Below are 15,559 nucleotides of genomic sequence, written 5' to 3'. Positions count from 1 at the left end.
GCCGGCGGCCGCGTCCCGGCCGCCGGTGAGGGCGAGGCCGGCCAGGGCGAGCAGCGTGAGCCCGGCGAGGAGGAGCCGCGCGCCGGGCGACCAGGCGTGCGCGGCGACGACGGAGAGGAAGGCGAAGCCGCCCGCCGGGACCAGCACGAGGAGCAGCCGGCCGCGCTCGGCGCGCCGGAGCGCGGGCGGTCGCCGGCGGCGGCGTCCGCGCAGGAGGGGGTGGGCGAGCGCGGCTCCGGCGGCGGCGACGGCGAGCAGCGGGCAGGGTGCGAGCGCGACGCGCCAGTCGGGGACGGCGGCGCCGTCGGCGGGCACGGGGACGGCCTTCAGCGCCAGCGGCATCGCGAGGATGAGCGTGCCCGCGAGGGCTCCGGCCCAGGCGGCCGTCAGGGCGCGGTTCCGGCGTTCCCAGACCAGGACGAGGCTCGCGGGCAGGACGAGGCCCGCCCCGACGCCCTGGACGGCCCGGACGGTTCCGATGTCGGGCAGCGAGCGGGCGAGGCCGGCGGCGCCGATCCCGGCGAGCAGCACCGCGAGCCCTGCCGCGAGCACGCCCCACGCGGGGAGCCGGCGGGCGGCGACGGCGGCGGGCGGCACCGTGACCAGCAGGGCGGGCAGGGACAGCCCGGTGGCGCGCAGCAGCCCGGGGATCTCGGCGTCGCCGAGCGCGAGGGCGCTCGCGGCGGCGGGGACGACGTCGCCGGACGCGTCGGGCACCACCAGGACCGCCGCGGGCAGCGCGGTGAACGTGAGCAGCAGCGCGCCGAGCGTCGCGAGCCTCCGCCGGGCGTCCCCTTCGGCGAGGCGCGCCGGAGCCCCGGCGGGACGCGTCCTGGCGAGGTCGCCGGGCGGGTGTTCGCGTGCGTGGGAGGACACGGCGTGCTCCTTCGGACGTCGTCGTCCGCCGCACGCGCATTTCCCGGAAGGGAAGTTTGTCCAAATAACGCGATAAGGGAATTACACGGGAATCGGCGGACGCAATGGTGCCGTCCCCGCGAACCTAGCGCGGCGGAGCGCTCCCCACCTTGCGTCCCAGCCAAATGGCCGTGCACCAAAGTGCCCCGAAAACGACACCGAGGAAGAACATGGCCGGGACCATGAACCCGGTCGCGAAGATCAGCACCTGCAGGACGGTGCCGACGGGCACCGCCCACGGGAAGCGCAGCAGACCGGCCAGCGCGACGCACGCGACGGCCAGCCCGCCGCACACGCCGCCGGCGGTCGCCCCGTCCACGTCCAGCACCGTCACCGCCACCGGGATCGCGAGCGCGATCACGATGGCCTCGCACGCCAGCACGGTGGCGAACAGCCTCCGCGCCGGATGGGGGGCGGTCCGCGTGCTCATGCCCGTCACCGGCCTTCACCGACGCGCAGCAGGGTGCGGGCCTCGCCCGCCGTGACCACCGAGCCGGTGATCAGCACGCCGGCGCCCCGGTACTCGCCGGTCTCCTCGGCGAGGCCGATCGCCCGGTCGATGGCGTCGTCCAGCCGCTGGACGACATGGACGCGGTCGGCGCCGAAGATTCCCTCGGCGATCTCGGCCAGCTCCTCGGGCGGCATCGAGCGCGCCGAGGAGTTGCGGGTCACCACCAGCTCGGCCAGGACGGGTTCGAGCTGGTCGAGGACCCCGGCGACGTCCTTGTCGGCGGCGATGGCGAGGACTCCGGCGAGCCGGGTGAAGCCGAACGACTCGGTGACCGTGGCGACGGTCGCGGCCATCCCGGCGGGGTTGTGCGCCGAGTCCAGCAGGACGGTCGGGCCCGTCCGGGCGACCTCCAGCCGGCCCGGCGACGCCGACTTGGCGAAGCCGCTGCGGACCAGGGCCGGGTCGAGCTGCCCCTCCTCGCCGCCGAGGAAGGACTCGCCGGGCGCGACCCGGGTCGCGGCCTCCAGGTTCGGCTCGCCCCGGGTGGGGGCGCCTCCGGCGAACGCCTCCACGGCGGCCAGGGCCGTCGCGGCGTTGCTCGCCTGGTGCTCGCCGAAGAGCGGCAGGAAGATCTCGTCGTAGACGCCGTGCAGGCCGCGCAGCGAAATCTGCTGGCCTCCGACGGCGACGTCCCGGCCGAGCACGCCGTACTCGACGCCCTCGCGCGCCGCCGTCGCGCCGGTCTCCACGACCCGCCGCAGCAGCACCTCGGCGGCCTCGACCGGCTGCTGCGCCAGCACCGCGATCGCGCCCGGCTTGATGATGCCCGCCTTCTCCCCGGCGATCTGCTCCAGCGTGTCGCCCAGGTAGCGGGTGTGGTCCAGGCCGATCGGCGTGATCACCGCGACGGCGCCGTCGGCGACGTTCGTGGCGTCCCAGGCGCCGCCCATGCCGGCCTCCACCACCGCCACGTCGACCGGCGCGTCCGCGAACGCCGCGAAGGCCATCGCGGTGAGCACCTCGAAGAACGACAGCCGGGTCTCGTGCTTGTCGTCGACCAGCTGCAGGTAGGGCAGCACGTCGTTGAACGCCTCGACGAACCGCTCCTCGCTGATCGGCTCCCCGTCGATCGCGATGCGCTCGCGCAGCGTCGTCAGCTCGGGGCTGGTGTAGAGCCCGGTGCGCAGGCCGCGCTCGCGCAGCAGCGCCTCGACGAGCCGGGCCGTGGTGGACTTGCCGTTCGTCCCGGCGATGTGGATCACCGGGTACGCGCGGTGCGGCGCCCCCAGGACGTCGACCAGGTCGGCGATCCGGTCGAGGGTCGGGTCGATCTCCCACTCGACCCCACGCCCCATGATCGCGCCGACGGTGGCCCTGTAATCGGACGGCTCGGATACCTGACTCACGGTCACAGAGCCTACTCGGCGGCGGGCGCGCCTCCGTCCGGGCCCACACTGGAAGGATGGAGGTGTTCTTCCGCGAGTGGGAGCGGCGGGCCCCGGGCGAGTCCCGCGACGTCGGGCGGGCCCGCGCCCTGGCGGACGCGCTGGGCCTCCTCGCGCCGGGCGTTCCCGTCCTGACCGTCGTCGGTTCCAAAGGGAAGGGGACGGCGGCGACCTACGCGTCGGCGTTCCTGGGGGCCGCCGGGCTGCGCGTGTGCACGGTCACGAGTCCCGGGCTGCGCAGCGAGCGCGACCGCATCAGGGTGGACGGGCGCGCCGTCTCCGCCGGGGAACTCGCCCGCCTGGCGGACGTCCTCAGGGAGGCCGTGGCCGCGCTCCCCCCGCCGTCCGGCGGCTACCTGTCGCCGTCGGGGCTCTTCACCGTCGCGGGCGTCCTGCACGCGCGCCGCGCCGGGGCGGACGCGCTCGTCCTGGAGGCGGGCATGGGCGGACGGTCGGACGAGGTCGCGCTGTTCCCCCCGGACGTGGCCGCGATCACGCCCGTCTTCCGGGAGCACGCCGGGGTGCTCGGCGACACGCCGGCCGAGATCGCCGAGGAGAAGCTCGGCGTCGCCGGACCGCGGACGCGTGTCCTGTCGGCGCCGCAGTCGGCCGAGGTCGCGGGCGTCCTCGGCGCCGTGGAGTTCGTCGGACCCGGCGGCAGCGGACTCCCCCGGGACCTGCTCCCCGCCGGTCTCGGACGCGCGGCCGCCGAACTCGGCGTGGTCGCCGCCCGCCGCCTCCCCGGCGTGGCCGAGCCCCCCGCCGGGACGGTGCGGGACGTGCTGTCCTCGATCGTCCTGCCCGGCCGCCTGTCGTGGCACGACGTGCCTGGGTCGGCCACCCGGGTGCTGGTCGACTCGGCGATCGACCGGACCGGGGTCGCCGCCGCCCTCGCCGCCGCCCGGGAGGCGTGGGGGACGGTCGACCACGCCGTGGTCTGCCTCCCCGACCACAAGGACCTGGACGGCGCCGTCGCCGCGCTGGGCGCGCTGCCCGTGACGTTCGTCCGGCTCGCGCTGCCGCACCTGCGGTTCACCCGCGCCCTGCCGCCGCGGTGGGACGTGGTCGGGCCCGCCGCGATCACGCCCGAGTCGCTCGCGACGCTCGGGCACCGCGTGGTCGCCCTCGGCACGGTCTACTTCACCGGCCTCGTCCTGGACGCGGTGGGCGCCGACACCGAGCGCCTCTACGTCACTTCGGCTTCTCGACGTCCTTCCTGATGCGGTGCATCAGGTCGGCCATCAGGGGGAACTGCGGGCTCGCCGTGGGCTTGTTGGACGCGACGACGCCGAAGGAGTCCTTGGTGGCCCACGCGCAGTAGGTGTGGGTCTCGGCGAGGACGGCGAACGTGCCGCACACCGCCTTGCCGCCCCTGCGCCCCGGGTCGGCGTCCTGCCCGGCGATGAACGTGGTGGGCTGCGTTTCCTGGAGGAAGTCCGCGGGATCGCCGATCCGGCCCGTCCCGCCCACGAACAGCACGTTGACCTTGCGCACCGGCTCCTCGGTGTAGACGGCGAGGCCGCTCCCGGCCACCGGGACGCCGCCCGCCTCGACCGCGCCCGCGACGAACGGGTACGCGACGCTCGCCTGAGGCGAGGTCAGCGGATCCTTGTGCAGGCCCCCGGCCGTCGGCCCCGCCTTGACCACCTTCTTGGACGGCCCGGGACCGGCCGTCGCCCCGGTGTCGCCGGCGCCGCCGCCGGCCCGCAGCGCCAGCACGCCCGCGACGAGCAGCACCCCGGCGACCGCCACGGCGCCCGCGACCAGCAGCGGCTTCGGCAGGCGCCCGCCGGGCCCGGCCGGCGGGCCCGGCACCGGCTGCAGCGGGCCGGTGCCGTCCCGCAGGACGCCGTGCGGGCCCGTGCCCACGACCGGCATCGCTCCCGACCCGTTCGCCGAGACGGGCATCGCGTGCGGGCCGGTGCCGTTCCTCGGCATGGTGTGGGGACCGGTGCCGTTCCTCGGCATGGCGTGCGGGCCGGTGCCGTTCACCATCGCGTGCGGGCCGGTCCCGTCGCCGATGTCGACCGACCACCAGGGGCGCGCGCCGCCGAAGGGCGCCGGGGCGGACCCCGGTCCGGGACCGTCCTCGATGACCTGCGCCGCGTCCAGGTCGTCGCCGGACGGGGAGTCCGGCGTGCCGGACCGAGGTGGTGAATCGGCCATTGCACTCCTGATGGTTCAACTACCGCAAAGGCCCACGGGCCCTACCGGATCGTAACTGCGGCAGGCGCCGCGGCGCCGAAGGATCGCCGTGTCAGCACCCGTGTCAAGAGCGGCCGGACCGGCCCCCCGCGGAGGTCAGCCCGCCGGGAGCGCGGCCAGCTGCGACTCCAGCCTGCCGATGTCGGACTCCGCCTGGGCGAGCCGGTCGCGGTTCTTCGCCACGACCGCCTCGGGCGCCTTCGCCATGAACGCCTCGTTGCCGAGCTTGCGCCGCGCCTGGTCGACCTCCTTGCGGGCGGCGGCCAGGTCCTTCTCCAGCCGCTTGCGCTCGGCGGCGACGTCGATCACCCCGGCGGTGTCGAGGTGCACCTTCACGTCCTCGACCGGCAGGGACGCCGTCGAGGAGAAGCCGTCCGCTGGCTCGGTGAGGCGCAGCAGCGCACGGATGCCGTCCTCGTGGCCCCGCAGGGCGGAGCCGTTCCACTCGATCCGCGCGGCGACCCGCTGACCGGGCTTGAGGCCCTGGTCGGCGCGGAACCGCCGCACCTCGGTCACCATCCGCTGGAGGGAGCCGACGAGTTCCTCGGCGCCGCCGTCGCGCCGCGCCGGGTCGGCGGCCGGCCACGGCGCGGTGACGACCGTCTCCGCGCCCGTCAGGGACGTCCACAGCTCCTCGGTGACGAACGGGACGACCGGGTGCAGCAGCCGCAGCAGGTTGTCGAAGACCTCGCCGAGCACGCGGCGCGTCGCCTCGGCGCGCTCGTCGGCGAGCTGCACCTTGGCCAGCTCCACGTACCAGTCGCAGACCTCGTCCCACGCGAAGTGGTAGAGCGCCTCGCACGCCTTCGCGAAGTCGAACGCCTCCAGGTGCGCGTCGACCTCGGCGATCACCGCGTGCAGCCGGGACAGCACCCAGGCGTCGACCGTGGAGAGCTCGGCGGGCATGTCGCCGCGGGTGTGCGCGCCGTTGATGAGCGCGAACCGGGTCGCGTTCCACAGCTTGTTGCAGAAGTTGCGCGAGCCCTGCGCCCACTCCTCGGCCACCGGGACGTCGCCGCCCGGGTTCGCGCCGCGCAGCAGCGTGAAGCGGGTGGCGTCGGCGCCGTAGGCGTCGATCCAGTCGAGCGGGTCGATGACGTTCCCGAACGACTTGGACATCTTCTTGCCGAACTGGTCGCGGACCATCCCGTGCAGGGCGATGGTGTCGAACGGCTGGACGCCGTCCATCGCGTACAGCCCGAACATCATCATGCGGGCGACCCAGAAGAACAGGATGTCGTAGCCCGTGACCAGGACGGACGTGGGGTAGAAGCGCTTCAGGTCGGGCGTCTCGTCCGGCCAGCCGAGCGTGGAGAACGGCCACAGCGCGGACGAGAACCACGTGTCGAGGACGTCGGAGTCCTGCGTCCAGCCGGCGGGCGGCTCCTCGTCGGGCCCCGGGCAGACGACCTCGCCGTCCGGCCCGTACCAGACCGGGATCCGGTGCCCCCACCACAGCTGGCGGCTGATGCACCAGTCGTGCATGTTGTCGACCCACTCGAAGTAGCGGGACGCCATCTCCGGCGGGTGGATCTTGACGCGGCCGTCGCGGACGGCGTCGCCCGCGGCCCGCGCCAGCGACTCGACCTTGACGAACCACTGCAGCGACACGCGCGGCTCGACGACCGTGGAGCAGCGCTGGCAGTGCCCGACCGAGTGCTTGTAGGGGCGGACCTCCTTGACGATCCGGCCCTGCTCGCGCAGCGCGGCCACGACCGCCGGGCGGGCCTCGAACCGGTCCAGCCCCGCGAACGGGCCGTGCGCGGTGACGACGCCCCGCTCGTCCATGACCGACAGGGACGGCAGGGAGTGCCGCCGGCCGATCTCGAAGTCGTTCGGGTCGTGCGCGGGGGTCACCTTGACGGCGCCGGTGCCGAACGCGGGGTCGACGTGCTCGTCGGCGACGACGGGGATCCGGCGGCCGGTCAGCGGGAGCTCGATCTCCCGCCCGACCATGTGCGCGTACCGGGCGTCCTCCGGGTGGACGGCCACGGCGGTGTCGCCGAGCATCGTCTCCGCCCGGGTGGTCGCGACGACGATCTCGTCGTCGCCCGACCCGTACCGGATCGACACCAGCTCGCCGTCGACCTCCTCGTGCTCGACCTCGATGTCCGACAGCGCCGTCAGGCAGCGCGGGCACCAGTTGATGATGCGCTCGGCGCGGTAGATCAGGCCGTCGTCGAACAGCCGCTTGAAGATCGTCCGGACGGCGCGGGCGCGGTCGTCGTCCATCGTGAACGCCTCGCGCGTCCAGTCGACGCTGTCGCCGAGGCGGCGCATCTGGCCGAGGATGCGGCCGCCGGACTCGGCCTTCCACTGCCAGACCCGCTCGACGAAGTCGGCGCGCCCGAGGTCGTGCCGCGACAGGCCCTCCTTCGCCAGCTCGCGCTCCACCACGTTCTGCGTGGCGATGCCCGCGTGGTCCATGCCCGGCACCCACGCCACCTCGTGACCCTGCATCCGGCGGCGCCGGACGAGGGTGTCCTGGATGGAGTGGTCGAGGGCGTGGCCCATGTGCAGCGAGCCGGTCACGTTCGGCGGCGGGATCACGATGGAGAAGGCCGGCCGCTCGGGCGCGCGCTCCGGATCGGCGGTGAACAGCCCCGCCGATACCCACCGCTCGTAGAGCCGGCCTTCTACATCGGCCGGTCGGTACTGGGTGGGAAGGTCGACGTCCGCGGCGGCGCCCTGGCCGCGCTCAGTGCTGGGCTGTGTCACGGCTGACGATTCTACGGGGACGCGCGGGGTGGACGGCCCAGGACGGCCGGTCGCGCCGGGGAGATCCGCTCCGGCGGCCCCCGCCGCACCGCTCGCGTCCACGCAGATCCCCTTGATCCGGTCGACCGGAACGGCCTTCGGGTCGCCCGTCCGGCGGCCGGGCCGCCTCGCACCGCGTCCGCGAGCGCCGCGCGGAGGGGCGCGCCGCCCGCGGGCATCGGCCTGGCCAGCGTCGTGCGCGGCGCCCGCGACACGCGGCGGGAGGGGTCAGAGAGCGTTTTCCCGCCGCGGTCGGGACACTGGTCACCTGACACCGGGTCGCCTCGCCGGAAAGGGTGGCGGCGAAGTCCCGCGATGGCGGGGCGGAGGGAGAGGGACGGGATGCGAGCGGGACTGGCACGCGCCGCCGTGCTGGCCGGCGCGTTCACAGCGGGGGCCGTGGCGGCACGTGCCGCGACCATCCCCTACCTCCACCGTCTCACCGCCGACCTGCAGCGCTCCCGCGAGCGCATCCTCGCCAGCCGCGAGGAGGAGCGCCGCCGGCTGCGCCACGACCTGCACGACGGGCTCGGGCCGACGCTCGCCAGCCTCGCGATGTCGCTGGACGCCGCCCGCATCACCCTCGCCGGCGAGCCGGAGCGGATGGACCCGCTGCTCGCCGAGGTCCGGGACCGGCTCGCGAACGCCGTCGGGGAGATCCGCGACCTCGCGCACGGGCTGCGGCCCCCCGCGCTGGACGACCTCGGCCTCGTCGCCGCGATCGAGTCGTTCGCCGCCGGCTGCTGCGAGCGGGTGGACGTCCGGTTCGACGGCGAGCCCGCGGGGCTGCCGGCCGCGGTGGAGGTCGCGGCGTACCGGATCGCGCAGGAGGCGCTGACGAACGTCCGGCTGCACGCCCCGGAGAGCACCGTGACGGTCAGGCTGACCCGGGACGCCGACCTTCACTTGATGGTCGCCGACACCGGGCCCGGCCTGCCGGACGCCCTCCGCAACGGGGGCCAGCCGAGGCCGCGCCGCGGCCTGGCCGCGATGAAGGAGTGGGCCGCCGAGGTCGGCGGCAGCTGCGCGATCGCGTCCCGGAACGGCGGCGGGACCGTCGTCACCGTCCGCCTGCCGCTCGCCGCCGCGCGGATCGCCGCCGGGTACCATCGTCCCTCCATCGGAAGAGACGAGCGGCGATGACCGAGACCATCCGGGTGCTCATCACCGACGACCACCCGGTGTTCCGGCAGGGGCTGAAGGGCCTGCTGCAGGCGCTCGGAGTGGAGGTCGTCGGCGAGGCCGAGAACGGCCCGGGCGCGGTGCGGCTCGCGGCCGAGCTGCAGCCGGACGTGGTCATCATGGACCTGCACATGCCCGGCGGCAACGGCATCGAGGCGACCCGCACCATCACCCGCACCAGCCCGCGCATCGGCGTGCTGGTGCTGACGATGTTCCGCGACGACGACTCGGTCTTCGCGGCGATGCGCGCCGGCGCCCGCGGCTACCTGCTGAAGGAGTCGGGCGCGGAGGAGATCGCCCGCGCCGTGAAGGCGGTCGCGGCGGGCGAGGCCATCTACGGCCCGGAGATCGCGCGCCGCGTGCTCACCTACTTCACCGACATGCCCGACCCGCGCCAGGCCGCGTTCCCGCAGCTCACCGAGCGGGAGCGGGAGGTCCTCGAACTGATCGCGCAGGGCCGCAGCAACACCGAGATCGCCGGGACGCTCTACCTCAGCCAGAAGACCGTCCGCAACCACGTCTCGAACATCTTCATGAAGCTGCACGTCGCCGACCGCGCCCAGGCCATCGTCCTGGCCCGCGAGGCCGGCCTCGGCGAGTCCCGCGGCTGACGTCCCGGTTCCTCCCCCCGGGGGCGGCGCGGGTCAACCGCCCGCACGGGTCAGGAAGGCCCGCACCCCGGCGCACCGGGGCAGTCCGGGCACGGGGCGCAGGATGCCCTCGCGCACGGCGAGCGCCGCGGCCTCGGTCCGGCTCGACGTCCGGGTCTTCTGCAGGACGTGCTCGACGTGCTTGTGGATCGTGCGCGGCGACAGGAAGAACTGCTGGGCGATGACGTCGTTGGACATCCCCATCGCCAGGCGCGTCAGGACCTCCACCTCGCGGCCGGTCAGTCCGTACGGCACCACGGCGGGCCGCGCGTGGACGAGCACCGCCCCCGGCAGGCGGACGGGAAGCTCGGGTGAGAGCAGCCCGACGCGGTGCCACGTCCGGTCGAGGGGCCAGAGGGCGCGGAGCCGCCGGCCGCCCGACTCCCGGAACTCCGCGACGACCTCCCGGAAGGCGCGATCCTCCAGCACCTGCGGCCGCTCCCGCTCCGGCACCGGCACGATCCGGTCGCCGGACACGAGGGCGACGCGATCCGTGGGCCGCACCCCGCCGGCGTGGACGGCGCGCCCTGCCACATCCGCCACCGCGGCCAGCGCGGGCATGACGGATGCGAGCAGCCGGCGTCCCCGGGTGTCGAACGCCCCCTGCCGTCCGCTGGAAAGGTGCACGAGGCCCACGTACCGCCCCTGGTGCCGCAGGGCCCCCGTCATGCCGTCCCGGAATCCCGCGGGCTCCACGTACTCCTCGTAGAACCAGCCGCGGCGGAAGCTCTGGCTCGGCTCCTCGGAGATGGACGGGGGCAGCTCGGCGTTGAGCACGTCGTCGAACCAGGGGGTGCGGGCGAAGTCGACGGCCAGCGAGCGCGCCGTCTCGACCGTGTAGCCGACCCCGGCGACCTGGCGGTGCTTCCCGTCGAACGGGTCGACCGCGATCAGGGACGCGGCGTCGCCGTCCAGGACCTCGTTCAGCAGGCGCAGCATCTCCCCGCGCGCCTGGGCCGCGTCGGGCTCGTGGACCAGCATCCCGATCTCGGCCGCGAGCGCGACATGCCGATATGTGGGCATGACACCTCCTGGCCGCGCGCGGTCGGGCAGCGAACCACGACGAGAGCCCCGAATCTATGGCGCGGACGGGTGCCCGGACAAGATCTTCCGGCGTCACGATCCGAAGCCGCACGCCCCCGGCCCCGGGCGGGGCCCGCTCCCACGCCGGCCGGGCGACTCCGCAGTTCTACGGATGTCCCGGACGCCCGGCCCGCGGTCCCATAACGCGACCGGGCCCGCAGGCGGACCTGCGGCGACCGGCGCCTCCACTGGGCAAAGCGCTCTCGTCACCGGAAGAGGAACAAGCGATGACCACGGGCTACCTGTACCACGAGATCTTCGGCTGGCATGACACCGGATCGAACGCCGGCCTGTTCGGGGCGGACCCGGCGGCCGGGCTGCAACCGTTCATGCACATGGAGAACGCCGAGACCAAGCGGCGCATCCACGAACTGATCGTCGTGTCCGGGCTCATCGACCGGCTGGAGCGGGTGCGGCCGCGGCACGCCACGGAAGAAGAGATCCTGAAGGTCCACACCCGGGACCATCTGGAGCGGATCAAGACGGAGAGCGGGTGGCCGAAGGGCGGCGACGCCGGCGACGGCTTCAGCCCCTTCGGAAAGGGAGGCCACGAGATCGCGACCCTGGCGGCCGGCGGCGTCATCGCGATGGTCGAGGCGGTCGTCAACGGCGACGTCGCCAACGGGTACGCCCTGGTCCGCCCGCCCGGCCACCACGCCGTCGCGGGCAGCGGCATGGGGTTCTGCGTCTTCGGCAACCTCGCCATCGCCGCCCGGCACGCCCGCGACGTCCTCGGCGTGCGGCGCATCGCGGTCGTCGACTGGGACGTCCACCACGGCAACGGGACGCAGTCGTTCTTCTACGACGACCCGGACGTGCTCACGATCTCGTTGCACCAGGACAACTGCTTCCCGCCGAACAGCGGCGCGCTCACCGAACGCGGCGAGGGCGCCGGCTTCGGGTACGCGCTGAACGTCCCGCTGCCGCCGGGAACCGGCGACGGAGGCTACCTGTACGCCATGGACCAGGTGGTGGCGCCGGCCCTGCGGCGGTTCCAGCCGGATCTCATCCTCGTCGCCTCGGGCTTCGACGGCAGCGCGATGGACCCGCTGGCCCGGCAGCTGCTCACCTCCGTCGGTTACCGGAGCATGACGCGGCGGCTCATGGACGTCGCCGAGGACGTGTGCTCCGGCCGGATCGCGATGTCGCACGAGGGCGGCTACAACCCGGTGTACGTGCCGTTCTGCGGTCTGGCGGTCATCGAGACCCTGGCCGGCGCCGAGCCCTTCGACGACCCGTTCCTGCCGGTCGTCTCCGGGATGGCGGGCCAGGACCTCCAGCCGCACCAGAAGGCCCTCGTCGACGAGGTCGCGGCGCTGGTCGGCGACATCTCCGGCGGCCCGGCCGCCTAGCGGCACCCGGGCGGGCGCCGGGGCCCCTCCCCTGGCTCAACGGGCCGCGAAGGCTCCGTGCTCGCTCTCGAAGACGAGTGCCGCGAAGCGTTCTCCGATGAGGCGGTGGGTCTCGGGGGCGGGGTGGACCCCGTCCGGCAGGGGCAGCTCCGCGTAGTCGGCCTCGCCGTAGAGCGCCCGGCCGTCGAGGTAGTGCAGGTGAGGGTCGTCCTGGGCGCGCCGGGCGGCGATGCCGGCCAGCGCGTCCCTGATGACGGTCAGCGTCAGGCGCCCGCTCGCGACCTCCGCCGGGTCGCCGGTGGCCCGGAACCGCAGCCCCGGGCCCTCGGGATCGAGGGCCAGGGGGCCCGGCGTGTGCTCCTGGACGGGGCACAGGATCGGCGAGACGAGCAGCAGCGGCGTGTCGGGATGCCCCTCGCGGACGGTGTCGAGGAAGCCGTGCACGGCGGGCCCGAACGCGCGCAGCCGCATCGCGTCGGCGTTCGCGACGTTGATGCCGATCTTGAGGCTGATCAGGTCGGCGGGGGTGTCGCGGATGGCGCGCGCGGTGAACGGGTCGAGCATCGCGTTGCCGCCGAAGCCGAGGTTGACCAGATCCGCCCCGCCCCGGGCGGCGGCCACCGCGGGCCAGGTGGAGGTGGGGCCGGCGGCGGTGGAGCCGTGGCTGATCGAGCTGCCGTGGTGGAGCCACACGGGGCGTCCGGTGTCCGGGACGGGTGCGACGGGGGCGTCGGCGCGCAGGGCGATCAGCTCGGCGGACTCGACCTGCGGCAGCCAGATCTCCACGTCCTTGGCTTCGGCGGCCAGGCCCGCGAACCTGAGGGTGCCCGGCTCGCCCGGCCTGGTGACCGCCTTCTGGGTCGCCATGTCGATGACGGCCAGGTTCCCGCCGGGCACGCTGCCCCGGCCCGCCGGACGCCCGTCCACCACGAGCTCGTAGAGGCCGTCCGGCTGCGGAGGGGCGCCCTCGTAGGCCCGCTTCGTGGGCAGGACGTCCAGTTCCACGGCGGTGGCCCGGGTGCGGAACGCCAGCCGCACTCCCGACGGCTGCTCCTCCGTCCTCGCCATGTACTCGTCGTGGAACTGGACGCGGGCGGCGAGGGGCAGCCGGTGCGGCAGCACGCCGCGTGCCGTCCGCTCCAGTTCGAGCGCGCCGCGCACGATGCGCATGTCGATGGGAGTGGTGATCCACTCGGTCATGCCTGCCCCCTCATATTTCCTAATAGTATTAGGCAACCACCAAGTTACCCTAGGAACGAGGTTTCCTGGCACGCGCGGCCTCACCGGCGCACGCCTCGGCCGGGCGACGGCGGCAGCCGGGGCAAGGACTGTTGGCCGCGCTAAAGGCGCCTTGAGAATTCGGGCGTGCAGGACCGAGCGCGGCGGGCTGCCGGGCCGGAGCGCCAGATGCCAGCGTGTGAGCGCCGGCGCCCGGGCGGAGCCGTCCGCCGTCAACGGGGCGCGGTCGATGGGGCACAATGCGACGCGTCCCGTTCAAGGGCTCGCCCAGTTGCCTGTCGCGCGACGGCCGGCCGCCGACGCACCGGCCGCCCGCTTCGCCCGCACGCTGTGAGCGCCCCGAGCCTCACCCTGGTCGTCCCCCAACCGTCCAACAGGAGATCACCTCGCCATGTCCGAGTCTCTGAGGCCGCCGCGCCCTGCCCGGCCGAGACCAGAATCGAGATCATCGAGACCTGGAGAGCCCTCATGACGCCCCCGTCCCCCACTTCCAACGACGAGCGCGCCGCGGTGCCGGAGGCGACCCGGAGCGGATCCCCCGTGGTGCTCGGCACCGCCCTGCTGGGCTTCTTCCTCATCTCGCTGGACGCGCTGATCGTCACCGTCGCGCTGCCGGACATCGGCCGCGGCCTCGGCGGCGGGATGTCCGGCCTTCAGTGGGTGGTGGACGGATACGCGCTGGTCTTCGCCGCCCTGATGCTCTCCGCCGGTGCCCTGTCCGACCGCGTCGGCGCGCGGCGGGCGTTCGGCGGCGGACTGGTGCTGTTCGCGCTGGCCTCCGCCGCGTGCGGAGCGGCCCCCGGGCTCGGCGTGCTGGTGGCCGCGCGCCTGGTGCAGGGAGCCGCGGCGGCGGTGATGATGCCGGCGTCCCTGGCCCTCGTCCGGCAGGGCTTCCCCGACCAGGCGCAGCGGGCCCGGGCGATCGCCGTCTGGACCGTGGGCGGCGCGATCGCGGTGGCGGCCGGACCGGTGCTCGGCGGGGCGCTCACGGCCTCCGTGGGCTGGCGCTGGATCTTCCTCGTCAATCTGCCGGCGAGCCTGCTGGCGCTCGCCCTGTTCACCCGGGTGCCGGAGTCCCCGCGACTGCCCGCGCGGCTGGACGCGGTCGGGCAGGTGACGGCGGTGGCCGCGATGGGCGGGCTGACCTACGCCGTGATCGAGGGCGGCGCCGAGGGCTTCGGCCGGCCGCCGGTGGTGGCGTCGCTTCTGGCAGCCGCGGCCGCGGCCGTCGCCTTCCTGGTCGCGCAGGCCAGGGGCGCGCATCCGATGGTCCCGCTGCCCCTGTTCCGCTCGCGGGTGGTGGCGGTGTCGATCGTGGTCGGCTTCATGCTCAATGCCGCCTACTACGGCGGGGTGTTCACCTTCAGCCTGTACTTCCAGCAGGAGCGCGGGCAGTCGGCCCTCCACACGGGTCTGCTGTTCGTGCCGATGACGGCACTGGTCGCCGTGGTGAACCTGGCCTCGGCGCGGCTGGCCGGGCGGTTCGGCCCGCGCGTGCCGATCGCGGCGGGACAACTGCTCGGAGCCGCCGGCCTGGCGGCCCTGACCACGGTCGGCGCGCATACCCGGGTGGAGACGGTGGCGGCGCTGATGGTTCCGGTCGGCCTCGGCGGAGCGCTCGCGGTGCCCGCACTGACGGCGTCGCTGCTCGACGCGGTCCCCGCCGAGCGGGCGGGCACCGCCTCCGCCGTGCTCAACACCGCCCGCCAGGTGGGCGGCGCGCTCGCGGTGGCGGTCTTCGGGGCGCTGCTGGCGGGGGCGAGCACGTTCCTGGCCGGAATGCGGTGGAGCATGCTGGTCGCGGCGGCCGGGCTCCTGCTGACCGCGGGCGCGACCCTGACGCTGCCGCGAGGCGGGACCCGGCACCCGCGGGCGTGAGGCGGCCCGGCCGCTACGGGGACGCCGACCCGCAGGAACAGGGCAGCGGACCAGGGAGTGGTGAAGCCCGCGCGCAGCGCACCACTGATCCCCGCGAAGGCCGCCGTCGCGGTGTCGACCGCGCGCCGGATCTGGTGTTGCGCGGGCAGCAGGTCCGCATAGAGCCGCCGGGCGACCGGAGTGAGGGCCACGTGATGGCTGCTGCGCTCGAAAGCATGGACGGCGAACTCGGGCAGGCCGCAGCGGGCCGCTTCGCCATGTCCGCGCGTTCCCTAAAATGAATAGGCAGTCACCAAGAGGCTCTAGGTCCGGAGGTTCCATGGCACGCGCGGGCATCACCGCCGAACGCCTCGCGCGGACGGCGGCGGAGCTGGCCGACGAGATCGGCTTCGACCGGCTCAC

11 protein-coding genes and 1 pseudogene are annotated in these 15,559 nt (G+C 74.5%); 5 read left to right on the top strand and 7 right to left on the bottom strand.

The genetic code is table 11. The features are described 5' to 3' along the window. From AB0C69_RS21630 to AB0C69_RS21620, 3 genes and pseudogenes are all read right to left on the bottom strand, one after another. Positions 1-876 (bottom strand): annotated as a pseudogene (locus AB0C69_RS21630) (hypothetical protein); the annotation flags it as partial. Positions 877-1,000: 124 nt separating this feature from the next. After that, positions 1,001-1,345, bottom strand: a complete 345-nt coding sequence (locus AB0C69_RS21625; protein ID WP_360356162.1) for a DUF4233 domain-containing protein — start codon at positions 1,343-1,345, stop codon at positions 1,001-1,003. A 5-nt stretch (positions 1,346-1,350) separates the two neighbouring features. Continuing rightward, positions 1,351-2,721: a folylpolyglutamate synthase/dihydrofolate synthase family protein gene (locus tag AB0C69_RS21620; RefSeq protein WP_360356165.1), complete on the bottom strand. Its 1,371-nt coding sequence runs from the start codon at positions 2,719-2,721 to the stop codon at positions 1,351-1,353. Between the two features lie 107 nt (positions 2,722-2,828). Between AB0C69_RS21620 and AB0C69_RS21615 the strand changes: the two genes are divergently transcribed. Beyond that, entirely contained in the window at positions 2,829-4,031 is a 1,203-nt protein-coding gene (locus tag AB0C69_RS21615; RefSeq protein WP_360356159.1) for a hypothetical protein, read from the top strand. On the opposite strand, the gene AB0C69_RS21610 is transcribed toward AB0C69_RS21615, so the two are convergent. Next, entirely contained in the window at positions 4,003-4,977 is a 975-nt protein-coding gene (locus AB0C69_RS21610; RefSeq protein ID WP_360356156.1) for a hypothetical protein, read from the bottom strand. The two genes, AB0C69_RS21615 and AB0C69_RS21610, sit on opposite strands and share 29 nt — an antisense overlap. 135 nt (positions 4,978-5,112) lie before the next feature. After that, on the bottom strand, positions 5,113-7,734 hold the full coding sequence (locus AB0C69_RS21605; protein WP_360356153.1) for a valine--tRNA ligase: 2,622 nt from the start codon (positions 7,732-7,734) through the stop codon (positions 5,113-5,115). A 381-nt stretch (positions 7,735-8,115) separates the two neighbouring features. Between AB0C69_RS21605 and AB0C69_RS21600 the strand changes: the two genes are divergently transcribed. Further along, on the top strand, positions 8,116-8,916 hold the full coding sequence (locus AB0C69_RS21600) for a sensor histidine kinase (protein WP_345180858.1): 801 nt from the start codon (positions 8,116-8,118) through the stop codon (positions 8,914-8,916). After that, entirely contained in the window at positions 8,913-9,566 is a 654-nt protein-coding gene (locus AB0C69_RS21595) for a response regulator transcription factor (protein ID WP_179836648.1), read from the top strand. Before AB0C69_RS21600 ends, AB0C69_RS21595 begins: the two co-directional genes overlap by 4 nt. A gap of 33 nt (positions 9,567-9,599) precedes the next feature. On the opposite strand, the gene AB0C69_RS21590 is transcribed toward AB0C69_RS21595, so the two are convergent. Then, a complete protein-coding gene (locus tag AB0C69_RS21590) occupies positions 9,600-10,628 on the bottom strand; it encodes a LuxR C-terminal-related transcriptional regulator (RefSeq protein WP_360356148.1) in 1,029 nt (342 codons plus the stop codon). A gap of 287 nt (positions 10,629-10,915) precedes the next feature. Here AB0C69_RS21590 and AB0C69_RS21585 point away from each other — a divergent pair, with 287 nt between their 5' ends. Then, positions 10,916-12,040, top strand: a complete 1,125-nt coding sequence (locus AB0C69_RS21585; protein WP_360356145.1) for a class II histone deacetylase — start codon at positions 10,916-10,918, stop codon at positions 12,038-12,040. 36 nt (positions 12,041-12,076) lie between these two features. On the opposite strand, the gene AB0C69_RS21580 is transcribed toward AB0C69_RS21585, so the two are convergent. Next, positions 12,077-13,240, bottom strand: coding sequence for a GDSL-type esterase/lipase family protein (locus tag AB0C69_RS21580; protein ID WP_360356142.1), 1,164 nt, complete (start codon positions 13,238-13,240; stop codon positions 12,077-12,079). Between the two features lie 507 nt (positions 13,241-13,747). Here AB0C69_RS21580 and AB0C69_RS21575 point away from each other — a divergent pair. Then, complete coding sequence (locus AB0C69_RS21575) at positions 13,748-15,157, top strand: MFS transporter (RefSeq protein WP_360356139.1); 1,410 nt, start codon at positions 13,748-13,750, stop codon at positions 15,155-15,157. Positions 15,158-15,559: the final 402 nt, after the last annotated feature.

Origin of the sequence: Actinomadura sp. NPDC048032 (assembly GCF_040653175.1) — a bacterium.
Classification (GTDB): Bacteria; Actinomycetota; Actinomycetes; order Streptosporangiales; family Streptosporangiaceae; genus Spirillospora; species Spirillospora verrucosospora.
Note: the sequence above shows the minus strand (reverse complement) of the source record. Positions and strands in the feature narration are given on the sequence as shown.